This is a genomic window from Pirellulales bacterium (assembly GCA_019694455.1).
Lineage (GTDB): Bacteria > Planctomycetota > Planctomycetia > Pirellulales > JAEUIK01 > JAIBBY01.
The window spans coordinates 45,051-65,551 of sequence record JAIBBY010000020.1 but is presented as its reverse complement, the minus strand read 5'-3'; the positions used below and the strand labels follow the sequence as shown (position 1 = coordinate 65,551).

The window sequence follows — 20,501 nt, the reverse complement described above, 5'->3', positions numbered from 1 at the left end:
GTATTCGCTTGCCGTGAATTGGGGCCGGAGCATTGTAATCGCGTGGGCGCTACAAGACCTCGGCCATGCCCATCTGAATTTGCACCATGCGGCGGTACCGCCCGCTAGCGGCCAGCAGTTCGTCGTGCGTGCCTTGCTCGATAATCTCGCCCCCCTCGATCACCATAATACGATCGGCATGGGTGATGGTGCTGAGCCGATGCGCAATGACGAAGCTGGTGCGACCGCGCAGCAAGGTGGCCAGGCTCTGCTGGATCAAGCGCTCGCTCTCGGTGTCCAAATTGCTGGTGGCCTCGTCGAGAATGAGAATCCGCGGATCAGCCAGCACAGCGCGGGCAATGGCCAATCGCTGCCGTTGGCCGCCGCTGAGGCGCACGCCGCGCTCGCCAATCACCGTATCGTAGCCCGCCGGCAACGCGGTCACGAATTCGTGGGCATTGGCCAGTTTGGCGGCGCGACGGATCTCGTCTTCGGCGGCGCCGCGCGTGGCGTAGCCAATGTTTTGGGCCACCGTTCCATCGAACAGAAACACATCTTGTTCGACGACACCTAGCAGCCGGCGGTAGCTATCGACGTCGATCTTGCGCAGATCGACGCCGTCGAGCAGCACGGCGCCCGCAGTGGGGTCGTAAAAGCGGGCGACCAGATTGCAGAGCGTGGTCTTGCCGGCGCCGCTGGGCCCCACCAGCGCAATCAATTCGCCAGCGCGAACATCAAGATCGATGTGGCGAAGCACACGCTCGCTGGCGCCGGGATATTGAAAGCTAACGTCGCGGAGCGTTATGCGGCCGCGCACCTTGGTCGGATCGAGACGCACGGCGTCGGCGGGACGGACCATCTCTTGCGGTTCAGCCAGCAAATCGAGCACACGATCGAGGCCGGCCAAATCGCTTTGAAATTGCGTGGCGCTATTGGCGATGACCGCCAACGGCCCCAGCAACATTGCCAGATAGGCGAGAAACATCATCAAATCGCCGAGCGATAGTTGCCCTTCGAGAACCTGCATGCCGCCATAGAGCAGCAAGGCGGCAGTGGCCAGCGGGATGATGGTTTCCCACGCGAACTCGACAAAGCGGGCCCACCACCAGGCGTTCAGTTCTTGCCGCGCCATCAGGTGCGTGCCCCGCAAGAAACGACCGGTCTCGGCGCCGGAGCGCCCGAACGCGCGCACCACTCGCATGCCGCCAAAGACCTCGGTGGCGTGGCTGTCGATCTCTTGGCGGCGGAGACGAATATCGCGGTACAGAGGTCGGATGCGCCGGATCCAGGTCCGGTGGCCAAGAAAAACCAACGGCAATAGCCCCAGTGCCCCGACCAATAGCCGCCAGTCGACCCAGGCCAGCACCAACAGGCTGCCGATGAGTTGCACCAGCGCCCGCCACGGGTTGTAGATCATGGTGAAGATCAACTCGGCGATGCCGCCAGCGTCTTCGCGGAGGATGCTGGCCACGCCGCCAGACTTGAGCTGATACACGCGATGTAACGGCAAACGCACGGCATGCTCGAACAAGCGTTTGCGCACGCTGGCTTGCACACGCTTGGCGGCGCGAGTGGCGTACCAGCGTCCCCACAGGTGAATCACCGACTCTACCAGCGAAATGGCGACGATGCCGCCGGCAATCGACCAGAGCAGCCCACGCGGATCGGTGGCGGGCAACCAGCGTGCGAGCAACGGCGGCAGCGGCTCGGTGCCAAGGACATGATCGATCACCAGCTTGGTGGCCGCCGGCGGAAAAAGCTTGAGCAAGGTGGAAACGCTGAGCGTGGCCAGCGCGAATACAAGCGCGCTGCGATGCCCACGCATCAATCCCCAGAACTGGGTGAGCAACTGTCCGAACGACCTGTGCCGGACGCCGGAGTGGGGGCGGGTTCCATGTCCGCGCGAGGGTTGAAACTCGCCCTCGGCACGACGCCGCCGAATATCGCGTTTGTACTCCAGATATCGCAGCCGACTGGCGGCGGATCTCCCGGCCACAGGTTTCTTGCGCTCTCAGAAGGATTGGGACACGCCTGGCGGCCAACGGAGTGCTGCAACAGGCTGACTGTCCAATTAGAACAAGAAACTTGCAGCGGGGGCTAGTAGCTCGGAACCCATCGGGAGATCGGCCGCGCGATAATGCGGCTAGCTGGTTTGCAGCGGCTGATCGACTTCGGCCATGTCGGCCACGTCGGCCATGAGGTACGAGCGGAAGCAAGTCAGCATTTCGGCGGCCAGTTCGCGGAACGCCTTGCGCCGGCGATCGCGGCTGCGCAGCGCGACCACCGCGACATGGATGCGCGTGCGGTTGGCGCCAACCTGTGGGCCGCGTTCGGGCTTGGCTTCGAGCGGTTCCAGGGTCTCGAAAGCGACGTCGAGAAAACAATCGACTCGTCGGTCGCCCAGGCGGCGGCGCCCTTTGACGCGCGAGGCGTTGAGTTTGATGCGCACGCGCTGCTCGTCGACTTCGATCAATTCGGCCTGATGATCGGCGATGAAGCCGCGGAGCTTTTCGACAGCGATCGGCGGCGGCACGGTGGTCGTCATCACTTGTTCGGCGACCACGTGATCGTCCGGCGTCGGCGCGGCCGCGACGGGTCCGACGCTGCCGATGGCGACCACCTGATTGCGACCGCCCCGTTTGGCTTGATACAAGGCCTGATCGGCGCGGACCAGCGCCTTGGCCGGAGTGTCGCCGCTCTCGACGGCGGTGACGCCAAAGCTGGCGGTGATCGGGCGGTCGCCCAGTTCGCTGTGGAGCAAGTTCGCCAGTTCGGCGCGCATTGCCTCAGCGCGGCTGGCGGCGACCGCGAGCTCGCATTCGCGGCAGATGATGGCGAACTCCTCGCCGCCGTAACGAGCAACCAGGTCGTTTTGTCGGCAGGCGCGTTCGAGCAATTGGGCAAAACGTTTGAGAACTTCATCCCCCACGGGATGCCCATAGCGATCGTTGATGTGCTTGAAGTGGTCGATGTCGCAGAGAATCAGGCTGTAGGGGGCGCCGTCCTCCAGGGCGCGGGCGACCGCCTGGGCGTGCGCGCGGTCAAACTCAGCGCGGTTGGCCACCTGCGTCAATCCGTCGCGGGTGATCAGTTGTTGCAGATTGAAGCAGCGGGCGCGCAACGACTCCTCGGGCGAAAGATCGCGCAACAGCAGTGTGGCGCCGCGCACGGCGCCGTCGTCGCCGGTCACCGGAAGCGCCTGAGCGTCGACCGCGATCAGCTCGCCGTCGGCGCGGCGCAACAACACACGGCGGGCCCACGGTTTGCCGTTGGCCAGCACATAAGCCACGGGGCAATCGCCTTCCGTCAGTCGCGCGCCCGAGCCATCGCGCAAGTGCAAGAGCGCGGGGGTCCAGCGAACGCCGCGGCTTTCGAGCTTGGAAATTCCGGTCAGGCGCGCGGCGCTGTCGCTCCAGAAGGCGATGCGCCCATCGCGATCCAAGAACGCGACGGCGTCGCTGAGCTGTTCCAAGAGCTGATCCTGAAAGAGCCGCAATGGAAAGTGCGCGTCGACCGGCGCGGCGCGCGGCGGCAAGTCGCCAAAATGTCGCTGGGCGCTTTCACGCAGTCGCAGCAGTTCTTCAACCGGCAGCCGGCAGAAGTTTTCGACCAACTGTGGATCGAACTGCGTGCCGGCGTAACGCTGCAGTTCGGCGAGCGCGCGATCGACCGGAATCGCCTCGCGATACGATTGATCGAAGGTCATGGCGTCGAAGGCGTCGATGATCGCCAGCATGCGCGCGCCCAACGGCAGGTCATGCGCGGGCGGCGCCACAATGCGGCGGCTGCCGTCGTACCACGCGCCGGCGTGCGAGACGATCTCCAACACGGCGGGCAGGGCGATCTTGTCGCGCACCACCTCGAGCCCCACGCGGCGGCAGAGTTGCAGCGTGGCGCGTTCTTGTTCGGTCAGCGGTCCCGGTTTGCGAAGCAAGGCCGGCGGCGCGACCATCTTGCCAATGTCGTGCAAGAGGGCCGCCGATTCGATGGCGTCGCGCTCGTCGGCGTCTAGCCGCAGCCGTTCTGCCCAGAGGGCGCAACCCAGGGTGGCCCGCATTGAGTGCGCCGCGGTGGCGGCGTCTTTTTCCTTCAGCGCGTGAAAGAGATTTTGCACAGCGGACAGCGCCGCGGCGGGGGGCGCCTGGGCCGAGCGCGGGGCGAGAAGATCGAGGCGTTCGAGATCGCGAGCGATGTCTTCGAGACAGGTGGCCAGCGCGGGATGCGGCTGCTCGAGGCTCAGCAAATTGCCGATGCCATCGCCAGGCAAGTACGGAAAGCCAGCAAGCTCGATACCCATCGACATCTATCCCGAAACCAGCAACTCAAAGCAGCAATACAAAGGCAGGCGCGCAGCCGGGTTACAGCAATACAAACCTAGGTCACTGCTGTGGTTTGTCCAAAGTGGGAAAGTACCGCGGATGTAGCGGCCTGGTTGGAGACCGATTAGCCGCGATGAGGGCCGTGAATGGCCAGAAAGCACGGGGAAATGCCGCTTCCGTCCCCCTGAGCGGTCGCGATGCGGCCGGCCTACAGCCGCCGGCTTTCAGCCTTCGATGGGCGCGCCATCGTGTTCGCGAAAGCGATAGCCGACGCCGCGAACCGTCTCGATGACGTCGGCGTGCGCGCCTAGTTTTTGGCGCAGCGAACGGATGTGAACGTCGATGGTGCGTTCGAGCACCATGGCGTCGTCGCCCAGCGCCGAGTCGATCAATTCCGCGCGGCTGAAGGCGCGGCCGGGTTGACGCAGCAGCGCTTCGAGCAGGCGAAACTCGCTGAGGGTAAGCCCCAAGGGGCGGCCGCCGGCCGCCGCGCGGTGCCGCACGCGATCGATGGAGATGCCTTGGCCAAGCAGTGTCTCACCGTCGTTTGGCGCCGGGTCGCGGCGGCGGCGCAAGGCTTTCACTCGTTCCAACAGCACCTTGACGCTGAACGGCTTGGTCACGTAGTCGTCCGCGCCCAGAGAGAAACCAACCACTTGATCGGATTCTTCGGCGCGGGCAGTGAGCATGAGTATGAGCGTGTGCCGCGTGGCGGAACTCGACCGCAGGCGGCGGCACACTTCCAGCCCGTCGATCAAGGGGAGCATCAGGTCGAGAATGACCAGATCGGGAGCGCGGGCCAAGGCCTGCTGGACGCCATCGGCGCCGTCGCGCGCCACCAGCACTTCGTAGCCGGCCTGCTTGAGGTTGTATGACAACACCTCCACCAGCGAGGCGTCGTCTTCGATGATCAAGACTTTGGCGAGCGCCATGCGCTTTTTTCCTCGCGCGGCAGATGGATACCGTCGTGCCGGTGTCGGGCGATTTCGCCTTCGACGAGGTAAATGACGTCTTCGGCGATGTTGGTGGCGTGATCGGCGATGCGCTCTGCGTGGCGCGATGCGGAGAAGCAATGCAGGGCCGCGCGGATCAGATGTGGATGCGTCTCCATCTGCTCATGCAATTCGTCGATCACTTCGCAGTTGTAGCGATCGACCTCGTCGTCCAACGTGCAGACGCGGCGGGCCGCCTGCGCGTCCATGTTCACAAAGGCGTCGAGCGCGCTGCGCACCATCAAGGTCGCCAGATCGATCATGCGTTCCAAGCGGCTGGGGATGGGCATGTCGGGGTACTCGCTGAGGGCCTGGGCCCGTTCGGCGATGTTCACCGCCAGATCAGCGATGCGCTCCAAGTCGCTATTGATCTTGAGCACGGTGGCGATGCGGCGCAGATCGACGGCCACCGGTTGGTGCAGCGCGAGCATCTTGAGACACTCTTCCTCGACATGCACCTCGCGGCGATCGATCTCGCTGTCTTCTTCGACCACCTCGGCGGCCAGATCAAGCCGGCGCTCGAGCAAGGCCCGGCGAGCGCGGTGAATCGACTCTTCCACCATGCCGGAGAGGGCGAGAATTTCTCGCTGGATCGACTCCATGTCGCGCTGCAGATGCTTGGTCATAGCGGCCTCAGTCAACTCCGTATCGAAATTCATCCCCCTGGGCGCTGGCGCTGCGCGTGGGGGCAAGAGGCGGATCATGGCCACGTCGGCCAGCTTGCCCGCCCCATGCAACCAGGAGGCAAGATTTCGCAGTTCCCATTCTCCGAATCCGCGATTGGCCCGCAAGACGGCGTCCTCCATCATACGGTAACGCTCCGTTGAGCGTTTCAACAGCCCGCTTGTAGCGAACGGCGCGCGCTCACCATCTCCCAACGTCGGACCGTGGCACGATTCGTCGCCGCAGTGAAGATGCGGTGAAGAATTGGTGAGAATCGGGCAATCAGACGCGCGGCAATCGCACGACAAACGTGCTGCCACCGCCCGGCTGGCTGACGACGGCGACCGTGCCGCCGAGCGCCGAGACCAGGTGCTTGACGATCGACAGTCCCAGTCCGGTGCCCCCTAGCTCCCGGCTGCGGGCTTTGTCGACGCGGTAGAAGCGCTCGAAGATCCGCCCTTGATGGTCGCTGTGAATGCCGATGCCGGTGTCGGCCACTTCGATGCGGACCAGCGCGGCTTCGGCCTGGCAGCGTATTTCGACTTGGCCGCCGTCGGGGGTGTACTTGATCGCGTTGTCGACGAGATTATCGAGGATTTCGCGAACGGCCTCTTCGTCGGCGTAGATCTGTAGGCCCGCGAGCGACGCGCCTGCCGTAAGCGCCACGCGCTTGGCCTCCGCGGTCGGGGCGTATCGCTGGAGGCAGGAGCGAACGATGGGTTCCAGCGGCAAGGGCTGCAAGTCGAAGCGCTCATTTCCCGACTCAATGCGCGCGACGCTCAAAAGATCGAGAATCAGTTGATGGAGGCGCTCTGCCTGCTCGGAGATTTGGAGTACGAACGCGCGGTTGTGCTCGCGGTCGTCGATGGCGCCATCGAGCAAGGTTTCTGCAAAGGCCTTGATGACAGTGAGCGGAGTTTTCAGCTCGTGCGAGACGTTGGCCACAAACTCCTGGCGCAACTTCTCCAGGCGGCGCAGTTCGGTGACGTCGTGCGCTACCAGCAACACGCCGGGACTGGGCGCGCCGGGAAGCCGCCGCGCGTGCATGGCGATCACACGGCGCGTGGTCCCCTGCCCTTCGATCTCGCGAAAGCACGGTTCTTCAGCGGCAAAGGCCTGCTCCACGGTTTCGTGAATTTCTCGGTGGCGAACGGCTTCGAGCAACGGTCGGCCAATGACCTCGGACGTGGCGAATTCGAGCAGCGCGCGGGCGGCGCCGTTGGCGAACAGAATGCGGCGGCGCGGATCGATGGCCACGACCCCTTCGCTCATGGCGCCGAGCACACTGGTGAGGCGATCGCTATTGGCCCGCAGTCGTTCGACCTGCGCGGCGAGTTCGAGCCGGGCCTGTTCGAAGGAGCGCGCCAAATCGGCCACTTCGCCGACCGACTCGCTGGGCGCGGAGCGCGAGAAATCGCCGCGCGTCATCGCCCGAGCGCTGGCGGCCAAGGCGCCGGCGGCGCGTGTGAGAGGCACGACCAGCACGCAGGTGGCGGCGATCAATACCAGCGCGCCGGCGGCAGCCAGCGCCAGCAAGCGGTTGCGGAGCGAGCCAAGCGACTGTCGCTGCGGCGCCCAGGTGCGGCTGGCGCGGACATAGCCGGGGCGCACGGCCGCATTGAACTTCGTGGCGAACCAAACCAATTCGTCGCCGGGTTGGCCATCGCGGGTGGCGATCCCCTCGCCCTGCCGGGCGGCGGCCAATAACTCTGACTGACGCGATTGATTGGGAACGTGCGAGGGATCGCCATCGGAATCGGCGATCACGGCGCCCGACTGATCGAGGATGGTCAGCCGCGCTCGCAGCGGGGCGGCCAACCGGGTGACGCTCGCCTGCAAATCGGCGGCGGCGGCTTCGTCTCGCGGCGGCCAATCAGCAGGGACGGCGGCGGCGGCGATTTCGCGCAGAGATTGGCGAAAATCGGCGGCTAGGCGGTCGCGCTCCCAGCGCATAATCAGCGCAATCGACACCGCCGCCACCAGCGCGTAAAGCACGCCAAACACCAGCAGAAAACGGAGCAACAAGCGGTGCGGCAACATGAGCTTTAACGCCAGTAGAGTATTGGCAAACCAACTAATGTGAGCGTACATTTCTCGCAGGGGAAGTCGAATCCCAACTCGCCGCTGGAGCCTATGGCCATGAAACTTTCGCCTCCGCTGGTGTTCGGCGCCGGCTGTTTCGCCTTGGCGCTATTGGTATTGGGCTGCGGTCCGGGATCGCAAGGCAACCTGCTGGCGCCGGGGAGTCCCGCGCCGGAGATCGTGGCGAGCGAGTGGATCAATGGCCCCGCCCCCACGGCGGGCGACCTGCAAGGCCGCGTGCTGGTGCTGAGTTTTTGGGCCTACTGGTGCGGACCCTGCCGCGCCCACGCGCCGGAATTGGTCGAAACGTATCGCCGGCACGAGTCGCAGGGAGTCGTGTTCTTAGGCGTGACGCCCGAAGGCGCCGACACCGTCAACGAATCGAAAGAATTCATCCAGAGCGGCGGCATTCCGTGGCCAGCCGGCCTGGGCGCGGGGGCGACCTTTTCCGCGTTTGGCGTAAACGGCATCCCCGCGGAATATGTGATTGGGCGCGATGGACTAGTCGCCTGGCACAGCGGCCTCGAGGGCTCGCTCGACGAGGCGATTGAAAAGGCGCTGGCCGCCAAGGGTTAAGCGTGGCGACCGCCGCTATTTGGCGCTCAGCACGAGCTTTGACTTCTTCTCGGCGTCGGGAAGTTTGCTGGGATCGCTGGTCATTGCCAGAGTGTCGTACTCGCCGGCCGCCCACAGCTTGATCTGATCGGCATAATGAGTGGTGAAGGGAATCTCGCTCTGCCCGCCGGGGTAGACGCCGAGCGACTGACTCGGGTGGCCAAAATCGACGATCAAGCGATACGAGGCGCCGCCACCAACGCGACCGATATTGCCGCCGGGATTGGATGTGTACGCGGTGCCGACCACGGGACCGCCGTCGCGACCCAGCTCTTCCTTGCCGGTCATTGAGCGTACGAACAGCCGATTGATGTTGCCCCACTGCCAGCGCTGGTCCATTTCGGGGCCGAAGTCGCGGGCCAACGATTCGACCGCCAATTGGAACGAGCGGCGGGCGATGTCGTCGCGGGTTTCGCGCTGCGGCGTGGCGCGATCGTCGAACCAGCTAGAGCGAGGATGCTCGCGGGTCAGATATTCGAGCACCTCGATCATGGGCTCGCGCCGGTTGGTGCCGCTAAAGCCCCAGGAGCCTCCGGGCTGTTTGATATCGCGCGGCGCCCACTCGTCGTTCCAGACCTGTTCGCGAAAGATGCTAAACCAGCGCAGCCAAATGACGGGCGCCAGCGTTTTGGTATCGGCTTGATAATTCCATTCGGCGAGGGTGTCGCGGCAACGGCGCGCCAAGGGATCTTGGAGGTCCGCATCGAGCGCGGCCAAGAGCGACGGGACAAAGCACTCCGCCGCCTTGTCGTAATGATCGAATTGGATGGGGCGCATCGACTCGACCGTCAGGTCGCTGGCTGCTTCGAGCAACTGATTGATGCGGCGTTTGCGATAGCTGCAATCCCACATCCAGCCCAGGTAGTGCGGATAGCCGACGCTGGTGGGTCTGCCGTTGGCCGAGGCGACATAGTGGCAGTCGGGATTGACGGCCAGCGGCATTTCGTTGGCGGGGATCATGCCTTGCCAATCGTGCTCGCCCGAGGCGCCATCCAGCGGCGCGCGGCCGGCGCCGGGCAACCGCAGCGGATAGGCGCCGCAGGGGTGCATGGCGATGTTGCCGTGAATATCGGCGTAGGCCATGTTGAGCCCCGGTGTCGTGAGCTTGGAGAGCGCGGCAAGAAACTGCTCCAGCGTTTGCGCGGTTTGCAACTGCCAGAAAGCGACAAACTCGGTGGTGGGGCCGAGGCCGTTCCAGCAGAGGGCGATTGGCTTGGGCTCGCGCTGAATCAGTGGCCCATGCACCGTGTAATCGATATCGAGCGTTTGCTCAGGCTCGCCGCGCACGGCGATCTTTTCCGAGACACGGCGCAGCGCTTTCCACTCGCCGCGATGTTTGTACTGAAGAGAGTTTTCTGGGTTGATCGTTTCGACAAACAAGTCGACTGCGTCTGCCTGGAGATTGGTGATTCCCCAGCCGGTGTGGTCGTTGTGACCGATGATGACGCCCGGCCCACCCGGAAAGGTGCAGCCGGCGACGTTCTTGCCCGCGATCGAGAGGTGTGCGGTGTACCAGATGGCGGGGATATGGAAACCGAGATGCGGATCGCTGCACAGGATCGGCTTGCCGGAACGGGTCTTTGTGCCATCGACCGCCCAGTTGTTGCTGCCGTAACTCAAACCGCGAAACGGAGAGGTCACGCGCGACAGGCGATCGAACGCGGCCTGGTACGCGTCGCTCAACCCGGCTGAGGCCGTGGGCTTGGTTTTTTGAGGCGGGAGTTTTTGCTGGTCCACCTGGACGACAACCGTGGGCTCTTCGTAGGGACGATCGAGCGGCCACAGTTCTTCGGCGGCCTCAACGCCGAGCTTTTCGACCATGACGCCGAACCACAGATCGTCGAGCGTGCCCGACTGATCCCAGGCCATGTACTTGTTGAAGACGAGCGAATCGACCGGAGTCCACTCGCTGGGTTGATATTCGAGCGCCTGAAAATAAATGGGCAACTTTTTGGGGTCGAGTTCGCGCAGCCGGCTGTTGACTCCCTCTGCATAGGCGACCAGCGCGGCCTTGAGATCGGCGGGAAGCTGATCAGACTTCCATAGCTCCTCGCAGCCGCGGCGGATGCCAAGCTGGCGCATGAGGCGGTCGTTCTCCAACCCGTCGCGGCCGAGCACCTCGGCCGTTGTGCCCGAGGCCTGCCGACGAAACATGTCCATCTGCCAAAGCCGGTCGCGGGCGTGCAGGTAGCCGAGCGCGCGGGCGGCGTCGTCGGCCGTGCTGGCGTAGATATGTGGGTTGCCGTAGGCGTCGAAATAGACCTCGACCTTGTCAGAGAGTCCCGGCAGCCGCGCTTGCTGCTCGGCGGCGACGGCGGTAAGAGAAGCCAGTGACAGCAAGACGGCAGGCAGCCAGCGACACTTTGCTCGCATGGGAAGCACCTTTCGAGAGACCGAGGTTCGCCGCAAAGAAAATAACTGCCTCGCTGCCCCACTGCCAGCAAATAGGAGGCGGTTCATTGCCCGGCGACATTCGGGGAGGCGCCGGGCATCAAGGCCGCAAACGATTGAGCAGCGGCTACTTACGGCAACAACCCAAGCCACCGCGCAGTTGGAAATTGACGGCGCCAATCGACTGCTGATCTTGACCAAAACGCGAATTCTCCTTCTTATCCGCGGCCCTCAAATTGTTATCGCTGGCGGCGGCCGGCGCCTTGTCGCGTGGAGATTCCATGTCTGGCAGTCGACGTACCGGTTTGTTCAAAGGGATCGACTTTCCGTTCGCGACCGCGGCCGCGCTGACGTTGGCGTTCTATTGGTTTATCCATCAAGAACGGATGCGCGGGACGCTGCTGGCGCGCTACACCACCGAACACACGGTGGAGTACGTGATCGTGTCGTTCTTTATCTGGGGCATTACCGACATTGTGTTCCGTCTGGCGTCGTATCCGCGCGAGATCATGGCGCTCAAGCACGAGTGGTTGCCGCATCGCACAGGCCGCGTGGCGGCAAGCGAGGCCACGGCGCTGAAGGCCCAGATTGGCGAGATGCCGCGCTGGCTGCGCGACTCGCGGATGGGCCAGCGTTTGTTGGCCGCGCTGACACATGTGGAGGAGAAAGGCTCGGCCGATGAGTTTGCCGACTATTTGCGCTCGTTGGCGGACGAGGACGACGAGCGCACCTTCACCAACTTTGGACTGGTGCGATTTGTGGCCTGGGTCACGCCGGTCTTGGGCTTCTTGGGCACGGTGGTGCACTTCGGCACCGCGCTGGGTGGTATGTCGGCGGGACAGATCGCCGATCGACTGCCGGAAGTGGTGGGAGGCATCGGCACCGGCTTCAACACCACGACGGCAGCGCTGACGGCGGCCGTGACGATGATGTTCGCCCTCTTCTTGGGAGAGCGGACTGAAAAAGGAATTTTGCGACAGATCGACCGCCGCGTGGAGCGAGAGCTTTTGAACCGCTTCGAGGCGGCGGACGCGAACATAGCCCCGTTCCTGGGGGCGCTGGAGGCGACCAGCAGGGCTTCGATCAGCGCCATCGACACGGCGATCGCTCGACAGTTGACGATCTGGTCGCAGGCGCTGGAGTCGATCCATCAGAAGATGGACGACCGCACCCAGATGCAGGTGCAGTTGTGGGAAGGAAGCCTCGACCGGGTGAGCCAGAAACTGGACGCCGGGGACGCGGAGCGCGAGAAGCGATTTCGTCGCATCCTGGAGACCGTGGAGGCGAACCGGACTGATCATCGAGTGCAACTCAAGAGCACGGTGGATCAACTGCACGCCATCAAGCAAGATTTTGGTCAACTGGCCGAGGCGCTCACTGGCGTGATGCGCGGAGAAGGAAAGCTGGTCGAACTACAGACGCGGCTCTCCGACAACCTGCGACTGCTGCGCGAGACGCAGCAAATCGACGAGGCGGTGCATGGGCTAACGGCTGCGATTCATCTGCTCACCGCCCGCTCGCACACCAAGGACAAAGCGGCATAGCGCGTGAATCTGGCCCACTGGCGCTGGCCAAGCTGGTTGAGGCCGCGCGATCGACGCGGTACATAATAAGGCAGCGCAAGCCTTTTCTCGCGCGCCGACTCCCTCGTACCGGCCCGGTCATGTCGATCATTCGCTGCCCGACTTGCAAGAAGCCCATCGACCCCAAATTGGCGACGGTGCCGTTTTGCAGCGAGCGCTGCCGACAGGTCGACCTGGGGCGCTGGCTGGGTGAGAACTATAGCCTGCCGGTCTACCGCTTGGAGGAGGAGGAAGAAGAATCCTCAGACACGCCGCCAAATGAGGATTGAAACACGAGGTTGGATGCGGACGCTAATTTCCGCCGCGACTTACGTGCTGAAATGAAATTATCATCGGGCGCATGCGCCGGCTAAACCGCGCAAGCGGCGCTCAGCGCAAGCCCTTGTCCCCAAATGGCATTCAACGGCAACTGGTTAGTGCGCACCATGACCCGGCACATTCTCTCTCGACGGGTTCTCTACAAATGCCGAAATCTTGGACGGTTTGTTTTTTTCTTGCTGTGTGGTGCGGCTCGAATTGCCAGGCGCAATCGCGGCCCGACATTTACGATGCTGCGCAATTCGGCGCCGTCGGCGATGGGATCACCGACGTCACCAAGTCCATTCAAAAGGCGCTCGATGCGGCCGGCCGGGCGCGCGGCGGCGTGGTCCTTCTCAACCGTGGCGTGTACTTGTGCCGGGGTTCACTGAATGTGCCCAGCGGCGTGACGCTGCGTGGCGTGTGGGAATCGGTTCCTGCGCACAATGGCATCCGCGACGAGGGCTTGCCCAAGCCGACCGACGACGGCACGACGCTGTTGGTCACGGCGGACGCCGGCAGCGAAAACGGACCGCCGTTCATTACGCTCAACACCAACAGCACGCTCAAGGGGTTGGTGCTCTACTACCCCGATCAAAAGCGGGACGAAGCGCCGCGGCCCTATCCCTGGGCCGTGGCGATGCGGGGCAAGAACCCCGCGCTGCTCGACGTCGAACTACTCAATCCTTACAACGGCATCGACGCCACTCAGAACGAACGGCATTTGATTCGCAACGTTTCGGGCCAACCACTGCGCCGGGGCGTGTTGGTCGACGCAATCTACGACGTCGGCCGCATTGAAAACGTCCACTTCAACCCCTGGTGGAGCATGCACCCCAAGATGCGCGAGTGGCAAATGGCTAACGGCGAGGCGTTTGTCTTTGCTCGCACCGACTGGCAGTATGTGCTCAACACGTTCTGCTTCGGCTACAAGGTGGGGTACAAGTTCGCGCAAAGCAAATCGGGGGTTTGCAACGGCAATTTTTTGGGGATCGGCGCCGACGATTGTTTGCGAGCGGTGCTCGTTGAAAACTGCGCGCCGTTCGGGCTGCTGATTACCAACGGCGAGTTCGTGGCTTTTCACGGCGCCGATCCGACCATGGTGGAAGTCGAGGATACCAACCGCGGCACGGTGCGGTTTGTGAACAGCGCGTTCTGGGGCAAATGCGATCAAATTGCCCGAATCGCCGGCAAAGGCACGGTGGGCTTCGGCGATTGCACCTTCGTGGAATGGGATCGGCCAGGCGATGGTCGCGCGGCGCTCGATGTTCAAAGCGGAACTGTGCTGGTGCGGGGATGCGAGTTCCGGCAGCAAAACGCCGCTCAGGTATCGCTCGGCAAAGCGGTGCGCCGCGCCGTGATTACCGGAAACGTGTTCGCCGGCCCCGAACGAGTCACCAACGCCAGTAGCGGCAATGTGCGCATTGCCGACAATGCTGGGGATCCGCAAGCTGACGAGCCGTGAGACATGGAACTCGCCTTGCTCCCCTGTCTGGCTGACCTATAATCTCTGCGCGTAAGTCTCGTTCGCTCAACGAGATTGGGAGGATTTAGCCATGACCAGCGCTGAGACGCCCGAGACCAATTCTTATCCTGGCCCCGATGTCGAGTGGGCCTCGCAGCCCGACTGGCGCGAGCGGTTCCCGGCACTGCTGTTGTTGCGCGCGCCGCGGGTGGCGCTCGATCCGCGACTATTGGTTGTCGGCGCGCTAGGCCTGTGGCTCACGGTCGTCGGCTGGTGGGCGCTGGGCAATGTCTTTGACGGTGGCGACGATCCGGCAATGACCCAGTTGCAACAGCGACTGGGCTCTGGCGATTGGAGCCTGCGCGCCTCGGCGCCCGAGACGGCTTCGGTGCAGGCGCGAATCCCTGGCGGAGTGGAAGTGGCCGGGACGAGTTACATGCCCGGGGGACGCTGGTTGCCGCTGGAGTTTCTCGGTTCGTGGTCGATGCTCAGCCGGCCGCTGCGGTCGATCTTCGATCCGCAATTGAACGTGGTGGGCTTTACCTACGCCTTGCTTTGCGGCTTATGGACGGTGGCGGTGTGGAGCTATTGCGGCGGGATCATCACCCACATCGCGGCGGTGCGATTGGCGCGCGAAGAGCGTGTGGCGCTGGGCGCGGCGCATCGCCACACGCTAAAGAAGTACGGCGCCTATTTTTGGGCGCCGCTGTTTCCGCTGGTGGGCGTGGCGCTGTTGTCCCTGCCAATCGTGGCGGTCGGCTGGTTGATGCGTTTCGACGCGGGCATCTTGGCGCTGTCGCTGGCGTGGCCACTTTGTCTGGTGGCGGGACTGGTGATGATGGTCTTTCTGGTCGGCTTGGCGTTTGGCTGGCCGCTCATGTGGTCGACGATCAGCGTGGAGGGGACCGACAGCTTTGACGCGCTGTCGCGCACGTACGCCTATGTGTATCAGCGCCCGCTACATTATCTGGGCTACGTGGTGGTGGTTTGCATCTTGGGGCTGTTGGCCTCGGCCGTGGTGACGCTGTTCACCAGCGGCGTCGTGCTGCTCAGCTTGTGGGGGGCAAGCTGGTCGACCGGTGGCGCGCGTATGGCGCAAGTGGTCAGCGAGCTACCGAGCGTGACTGCGCCGCTGGCGTGGTTTGGCCCGACACCGATGGTCGACGCCACTGCGGAGGCGCCCACGTTTAGCGGCGTGGGGCGCGCCGGCGTGGCGGTGCTTGGCTTCTGGGTCGCCTGCGTGCAATATCTGGCATTGGGTTTTGGCGTGTCGTACTTTTGGAGCGCGTCGACCGCCATCTATCTGCTGTTGCGTAAAGAAGTCGACGCCGCCGAGTTGGACGACGTGAAGCTGGAAGGGGAACAAGCGCACTACGGATTGCCGCAATTGCGGCGCGATTCGGTCGGCGTGGCGGCGGTGGCCGAAGACGAAGCAAACGGCGCCGACGAGGCTGACCCAGTGGCGCAAGATCATGTGGCGCGTGAAAACGCGGCCGCCAGCGCCGAGAAAAATGGGGAGTGACCGCCGCGTGATCATCGGCGTACCGAAAGAGATCAAGCGCGACGAGTATCGAGTGGCCATGCTGCCGGTCGGCGTCGAGGAGTTGACGCGGGCTGGCCATCGGGTGCTGGTCGAGGTGGGGGCGGGGCTTGGCTCGGGCATCGCCGACGATCAGTACGCCGCGCAAGGGGCCGAGCTCATCGAACAGGCCACCGAGGTCTTCGCGCGGGCCGAGATGATCGTAAAGGTCAAGGAACCGCTGGCCGCCGAATGGCCCCTGCTGCGGCGCGGGCAGGTTGTGTTCACTTACTTTCATTTCGCGGCCGACCGCACGTTGACCGAGGCGGTGCTGACCAGTGGCGCCGTGGCGGTGGCCTACGAAACGTTGGCCGACGATCAAGGCCGCTTGCCGCTATTGACGCCGATGAGCGAAGTGGCGGGGCGGATGAGCATTCAAGAGGGCGCCAAATATTTGGAACGCCCGCAGATGGGGCGCGGAATATTGCTGGGGGGCGTGCCCGGCGTGGCCCCGGCCAATATCACCGTGCTCGGCGGCGGTGTGGTGGGGGCGAACGCGGCGAAGGTAGCGGCCGGCTTTGGCGCCAATATCGGCCTATTGGACATCAACATGGACCGGCTGCGCTACCTCGATGACATCATGCCGGCGAACGTCGATTGCTTGTACAGCGACCGACATACGATTCGCGAGCAGATTGCCCGCGCCGATCTGGTGATTGGGGCGGTGCTCATCCCAGGGGCGAAGGCGCCGCGACTAATCGACGCCGATGATCTGAAAACGATGAAGCCGGGGGCGGTGATCATCGACGTGGCGATCGACCAGGGAGGCTGCGTGGCCACCAGTCGCCCCACGACGCACAGCGAGCCAACATTCATGGTCGATGGCGTGCTGCACTACTGCGTGACCAACATGCCGGGGGCGGTGGGGCGCACCAGCACCTATGCGCTGTGCAATGTGACGCTGCCGTATGTGCTGCAGATCGCGCGCAGCGGCATCGAGGCGGCGGCCACCGGCTCGCGGGCCATCGCGCGGGCGGTGAATCTGTACGAAGGGCAAATAACCAATCGGGCGGTGGCCGACACGTTCGGGTTGCCGTATCACCCGCGATTCTTGGTGTGAAGTGAAGACAACCGCCGCCGATTTGCCGACGCTGCGCTGGGTGGGAGACAGCGACGGCTGCCTGACACTGATCGACCAGACGCTGCTGCCGACGGAACTGCGCGAGATCGAGTGCCACGACGCGCCCACGGTGTGGGAGGCGATCAAGTCGCTGCGCGTGCGCGGCGCGCCGGCGATCGGCATTGCGGCGGCGTATGGGGTGTGCGTGGCGCTGCGTGGAGCAAGCGACAGCGACGTGTCGGCGCGGCTCGACACGGCCTGCGATTACCTGGCCACCAGCCGGCCGACCGCCGTGAACCTGTTTTGGGCGCTCGACCGCATGCGCGCGGTGGGCAGGTCGATGCAAGGCAAACCGGCGGCGCAGGTCCGCGCGCGACTGCTGGCCGAGGCGCGCGCCATCCATGCAGACGACCAGCGCATCTGCCGCGAGATCGGGCGCATCGGCGCCGAGCTATTGCGCGACGGCCAAGGGGTGCTCACGCACTGCAACGCCGGTGGACTGGCGACGGCCGACTACGGCACGGCGCTGGCGGTGATGTTCGCGGCCGAGGAACAAGGGAAACGGTTGCGAGTGTTCGCCGACGAGACGCGGCCGCTCTTGCAGGGCGCGCGGCTCACGGCCTGGGAACTGCAGCAGCGCGGCATTGACGTGACGCTAATCTGCGATTCGATGGCGGCGCAGGTGATGCGCGAGGGGCGCGTGCAGGCGGTGGTGACCGGCGCCGACCGCATTGCCGCCAACGGAGACACCGCCAACAAGATCGGCACTTACTCGGTGGCGGTGCTGGCCGAGGCGCATGGGATTCCGTTCTATGTGGCGGCGCCGGTGAGCACCTTCGATTTGACGCTCGACAGCGGCGAACAGATCCCGATCGAAGAACGCGACCCGCGCGAGATCACGCACGGTTTTGGGCGCGAGACGGCGCCCCCCGGCGTGAAGGTGTACAACCCGGCGTTCGATGTCACTCCGGCGCGACTGATCGCGGCGATCATCTGCGAGGCGGGGGTGATTCGACCGGTGACCCGGGAACAAATCGCCACGGTCGTTGGCCAGCGCCAGGCGTGAGTCGCTCGCTTTTGCCGCCGCCGGGCGCGCCGCGAGCGGGCAGGGTATAATGGCAGCGGAATGTGCATGGCCTCGCCCCCTGCGTGGGCGGCTGCTTCGCGAGGCGCCCAGACGAGCCGCCCTACGCTTCACGCGGAAAGAATTGCGTGACCGAATCTGGCGGCGACTCGACTGGCGGCAAGGAATTGCCGAAGGACAAAAAGACTTCACAGCCCAGCGCGCCGCCCGATATCGCGGCGCCGAGTTCGGCCAATGAGTCGGCGACCAATGGCCATGCCGACGCGCCGGTCGACGCGCGGCGCATCAGCGACTTGATCGACGAGATCAAGCTTTCGGCAGACAAGCTGGCGAGCGACCACACCAGCCGAGGCGACTTGAAGCTGCTCAGCCGGGCGATACGCGAGCTGCGCTACGCCTTCAAGGTGTTTACGCCGTACCGCACGCGGCGCAAGGTGACGGTGTTTGGATCGGCCCGTACCCGGCCCGATCATCCCACCTACGCGCAGGCCGAGGCGTTTGGCCGAGCGATGGCGGACAAGAAATGGCTGGTGCTGACGGGCGCCGCCAGCGGCATCATGGAGGCGGGGCATCGCGGCGCCGGGCGCGAGAACTCGATGGGGCTGAACATCATGCTCCCCTTCGAGCAGAGCGCCAACCCGGTGATCGCCGGCGACTCGAAGCTGGTGCATATGAAGTATTTCTTCACGCGCAAGCTGATGTTCGTGAAGGAGTGCGACGCGGTGTGCCTGCTGCCAGGCGGCTTTGGCACATTGGACGAAGGCATCGAGGTGCTGACGCTGTTGCAAACCGGCAAGCGCGACATGGCGCCGGTGGTGTTTCTCGACGCGCCGGGAGGGAGTTTTTGGACGGCGTGGAACCAGTACGTGCTCGATTACCTGTTGGCCGACGGCATGATCTCGCGCGAGGATTTGTCGCTCTACAAGATCACCGACAGCGTCGCGGACGCGGTGGACGAGATCATCGGGTTCTATCGCGTGTATCACAGCATGCGCTACGTGCGCAACAAGCTGGTGTTCCGGCTGAAGGCGCCATTGTCCGACAAGCTGCTGGCCGAGATACAAACGGCGTTTGCCGACATTGTGACCGAGGGGACATTCAAGCAAACCGGCGCGCTGCCAGAAGAGCGCGACGAGAAAGAACTGGCGGAGCTGCCGCGCTTGGTGTTTCGCTTCAATCGTCGCAACCTGGGGCGACTGCGACAACTGATCGACGCGATCAACGCCGGCCAGGTCAGCAAGTCGATGATCCGCGGTTAAGGCGCCGCGGGGGGCGCCAGCGTGACCACCTCGGGTTCGGCCCGGCGCAACTGGCCACAAGCGGCGTCGATGCGATCTCCCTTGCGTTGGCGGAACTTGACGTTGATGTTGCCCGCCAGCAACAGATGCCGGAACTCGCGCATGGCCGCGCACGTTGGTGTTTTGTATGGCAGTCCGGCCACTGGGTTATAGGGAATGACGTTCAAGAGGGCCGTCTTGCCGCGCAGCAGTCGGACCAATTGACGGGCGTGCTCGGGGCGATCGTTGATTTCGGACAGCAGCACATACTCAAAGGTCAGTCGCCGGCCGGTGGCGGCAAAATACTCCTCGGCCGCCTCCATGATCGGCGCGATGCCGATGTTCTGGTTGACCGGCACCAGTTGGTTGCGCAGTTCGTCGTTGGGCGCGTGCAGCGAGATCGCCAGGTGATACGGCAAATCCTCGGCGGCGAGGCGGCGGATTCCCTCGGGCAGGCCAACCGTGGAAATGGTGATCCGCCGCGCGCTGATGCCCAGTCCGACGTCGCTGGTGGCGTGCTCGAGGGCAGGGAGCAGGTTCTTGAGGTTGGCCAGCGGCTCTCCCATGCCCATCACCACGATATGGCTGAGTCGTTCATCGGCCGGCAAGAGGCGATTGAGGCGGAGCATTTGCTCGACGATTTCGCCGGTCGACAGGTTGCGTTCGACGCCATCGAGGCCGCTGGCGCAGAAGACGCAACCCATGGCGCAGCCGACCTGGGTGCTGATGCAAATGGTGCGGCGCGGGTCGTCGCGTATCAGCACGCACTCGATGCGTTGGCGATCATGCAAGGCGAACAGCAGCTTTTCGGTGCCGTCTGTGGCGCGGCGCTGGGCGGCGATCTGAGTGGTCCAGAGGCAGGCTTCGGCGGCCAATCGCTCGCGCTCGGCCTTGGAAAGGTCGGTCATTTCGACAAAGTCGCCGGCGCGTCGATGAAAGAGCCAGCGGCGAATCTGGTCTGCCCGAAAGCGCGGAAATTGGCGCTCGGCGAGCCAAGATTGAAGGCCAGCGGGCGAATAATCGAGTAAATGCTGCATGAGGAGCGTCGTTGAGCGTCGGGCGCCAAATTGATTTGAGACTATTATTCTGCGCAGCGGCGGCGAATCCTAGCGGTG

15 protein-coding genes are annotated in these 20,501 nt (G+C 64.1%); 8 read left to right on the top strand and 7 right to left on the bottom strand.

Going from position 1 to position 20,501, the window contains the following annotated elements; all coding sequences use genetic code 11:
- Window positions 1-49: 49 nt before the first annotated feature.
- From K1X71_10270 to K1X71_10250, 5 genes are all read right to left on the bottom strand, one after another.
- The gene (locus K1X71_10270) at window positions 50-1,975 is read right to left on the bottom strand and encodes an ABC transporter ATP-binding protein/permease (GenBank protein MBX7073520.1); all 1,926 of its coding nucleotides are present in this window, start codon (window positions 1,973-1,975) and stop codon (window positions 50-52) included.
- A gap of 147 nt (window positions 1,976-2,122) precedes the next feature.
- The gene (locus K1X71_10265; protein MBX7073519.1) at window positions 2,123-4,276 is read right to left on the bottom strand and encodes a diguanylate cyclase; all 2,154 of its coding nucleotides are present in this window, start codon (window positions 4,274-4,276) and stop codon (window positions 2,123-2,125) included.
- Window positions 4,277-4,522: 246 nt separating this feature from the next.
- Window positions 4,523-5,230: a response regulator gene (locus K1X71_10260; GenBank protein MBX7073518.1), complete on the bottom strand. Its 708-nt coding sequence runs from the start codon at window positions 5,228-5,230 to the stop codon at window positions 4,523-4,525.
- Window positions 5,209-5,916 carry a phosphate signaling complex protein PhoU gene (gene phoU / locus K1X71_10255; GenBank protein ID MBX7073517.1) on the bottom strand — a complete coding sequence of 236 codons (708 nt, stop codon included), beginning with the start codon at window positions 5,914-5,916 and terminating at the stop codon, window positions 5,209-5,211. Before phoU ends, K1X71_10260 begins: the two co-directional genes overlap by 22 nt.
- A gap of 319 nt (window positions 5,917-6,235) precedes the next feature.
- The gene (locus tag K1X71_10250; protein ID MBX7073516.1) at window positions 6,236-8,044 is read right to left on the bottom strand and encodes a PAS domain-containing protein; all 1,809 of its coding nucleotides are present in this window, start codon (window positions 8,042-8,044) and stop codon (window positions 6,236-6,238) included.
- Window positions 8,045-8,092: 48 nt separating this feature from the next.
- Between K1X71_10250 and K1X71_10245 the strand changes: the two genes are divergently transcribed.
- Complete coding sequence (locus K1X71_10245; protein ID MBX7073515.1) at window positions 8,093-8,611, top strand: TlpA family protein disulfide reductase; 519 nt, start codon at window positions 8,093-8,095, stop codon at window positions 8,609-8,611.
- Window positions 8,612-8,626: 15 nt separating this feature from the next.
- Here K1X71_10245 and K1X71_10240 read toward each other — a convergent pair whose 3' ends face one another.
- Window positions 8,627-11,023: a penicillin acylase family protein gene (locus K1X71_10240; GenBank protein ID MBX7073514.1), complete on the bottom strand. Its 2,397-nt coding sequence runs from the start codon at window positions 11,021-11,023 to the stop codon at window positions 8,627-8,629.
- A gap of 299 nt (window positions 11,024-11,322) precedes the next feature.
- Here K1X71_10240 and K1X71_10235 point away from each other — a divergent pair, with 299 nt between their 5' ends.
- The 7 genes from K1X71_10235 to K1X71_10205 all read left to right on the top strand — a co-directional run bounded on the left by K1X71_10235 (window position 11,323) and on the right by K1X71_10205 (window position 19,368).
- On the top strand, window positions 11,323-12,585 hold the full coding sequence (locus K1X71_10235) for a MotA/TolQ/ExbB proton channel family protein (protein MBX7073513.1): 1,263 nt from the start codon (window positions 11,323-11,325) through the stop codon (window positions 12,583-12,585).
- Between the two features lie 119 nt (window positions 12,586-12,704).
- Window positions 12,705-12,893 carry a DNA gyrase inhibitor YacG gene (locus K1X71_10230; GenBank protein ID MBX7073512.1) on the top strand — a complete coding sequence of 63 codons (189 nt, stop codon included), beginning with the start codon at window positions 12,705-12,707 and terminating at the stop codon, window positions 12,891-12,893.
- Window positions 12,894-13,087: 194 nt separating this feature from the next.
- Window positions 13,088-14,386, top strand: coding sequence for a hypothetical protein (locus tag K1X71_10225; GenBank protein ID MBX7073511.1), 1,299 nt, complete (start codon window positions 13,088-13,090; stop codon window positions 14,384-14,386).
- Window positions 14,387-14,477: 91 nt separating this feature from the next.
- Window positions 14,478-15,908 carry a hypothetical protein gene (locus K1X71_10220; GenBank protein ID MBX7073510.1) on the top strand — a complete coding sequence of 477 codons (1,431 nt, stop codon included), beginning with the start codon at window positions 14,478-14,480 and terminating at the stop codon, window positions 15,906-15,908.
- 7 nt (window positions 15,909-15,915) lie between these two features.
- Window positions 15,916-17,025, top strand: coding sequence for an alanine dehydrogenase (gene ald, locus K1X71_10215; GenBank protein MBX7073509.1), 1,110 nt, complete (start codon window positions 15,916-15,918; stop codon window positions 17,023-17,025).
- Between the two features lies 1 nt (window position 17,026).
- Window positions 17,027-18,091, top strand: coding sequence for an S-methyl-5-thioribose-1-phosphate isomerase (gene mtnA, locus K1X71_10210; GenBank protein MBX7073508.1), 1,065 nt, complete (start codon window positions 17,027-17,029; stop codon window positions 18,089-18,091).
- 230 nt (window positions 18,092-18,321) lie between these two features.
- A complete protein-coding gene (locus K1X71_10205) occupies window positions 18,322-19,368 on the top strand; it encodes an LOG family protein (protein MBX7073507.1) in 1,047 nt (348 codons plus the stop codon).
- On the opposite strand, the gene rlmN is transcribed toward K1X71_10205, so the two are convergent.
- Window positions 19,365-20,423, bottom strand: coding sequence for a 23S rRNA (adenine(2503)-C(2))-methyltransferase RlmN (gene rlmN / locus K1X71_10200; GenBank protein MBX7073506.1), 1,059 nt, complete (start codon window positions 20,421-20,423; stop codon window positions 19,365-19,367). The genes K1X71_10205 and rlmN overlap by 4 nt on opposite strands.
- Window positions 20,424-20,501 lie beyond the last annotated feature (78 nt).

What these genes read in the sequence shown, in the direction of transcription:
- rlmN (MBX7073506.1), bottom strand. Translation starts at nt 20,423, where the DNA reads ATGCAGCATTTACTCGATTATTCGCCCGCTGGCCTTCAATCTTGGCTC.
- K1X71_10240 (MBX7073514.1), bottom strand. Translation starts at nt 11,023, where the DNA reads ATGCGAGCAAAGTGTCGCTGGCTGCCTGCCGTCTTGCTGTCACTGGCT.
- K1X71_10235 (MBX7073513.1), top strand. Translation starts at nt 11,323, where the DNA reads ATGTCTGGCAGTCGACGTACCGGTTTGTTCAAAGGGATCGACTTTCCG.
- K1X71_10265 (MBX7073519.1), bottom strand. Translation starts at nt 4,276, where the DNA reads ATGGGTATCGAGCTTGCTGGCTTTCCGTACTTGCCTGGCGATGGCATC.
- K1X71_10220 (MBX7073510.1), top strand. Translation starts at nt 14,478, where the DNA reads ATGACCAGCGCTGAGACGCCCGAGACCAATTCTTATCCTGGCCCCGAT.
- K1X71_10230 (MBX7073512.1), top strand. Translation starts at nt 12,705, where the DNA reads ATGTCGATCATTCGCTGCCCGACTTGCAAGAAGCCCATCGACCCCAAA.
- K1X71_10260 (MBX7073518.1), bottom strand. Translation starts at nt 5,230, where the DNA reads ATGGCGCTCGCCAAAGTCTTGATCATCGAAGACGACGCCTCGCTGGTG.
- K1X71_10245 (MBX7073515.1), top strand. Translation starts at nt 8,093, where the DNA reads ATGAAACTTTCGCCTCCGCTGGTGTTCGGCGCCGGCTGTTTCGCCTTG.
- K1X71_10225 (MBX7073511.1), top strand. Translation starts at nt 13,088, where the DNA reads ATGCCGAAATCTTGGACGGTTTGTTTTTTTCTTGCTGTGTGGTGCGGC.
- K1X71_10250 (MBX7073516.1), bottom strand. Translation starts at nt 8,044, where the DNA reads ATGTACGCTCACATTAGTTGGTTTGCCAATACTCTACTGGCGTTAAAG.
- phoU (MBX7073517.1), bottom strand. Translation starts at nt 5,916, where the DNA reads ATGACCAAGCATCTGCAGCGCGACATGGAGTCGATCCAGCGAGAAATT.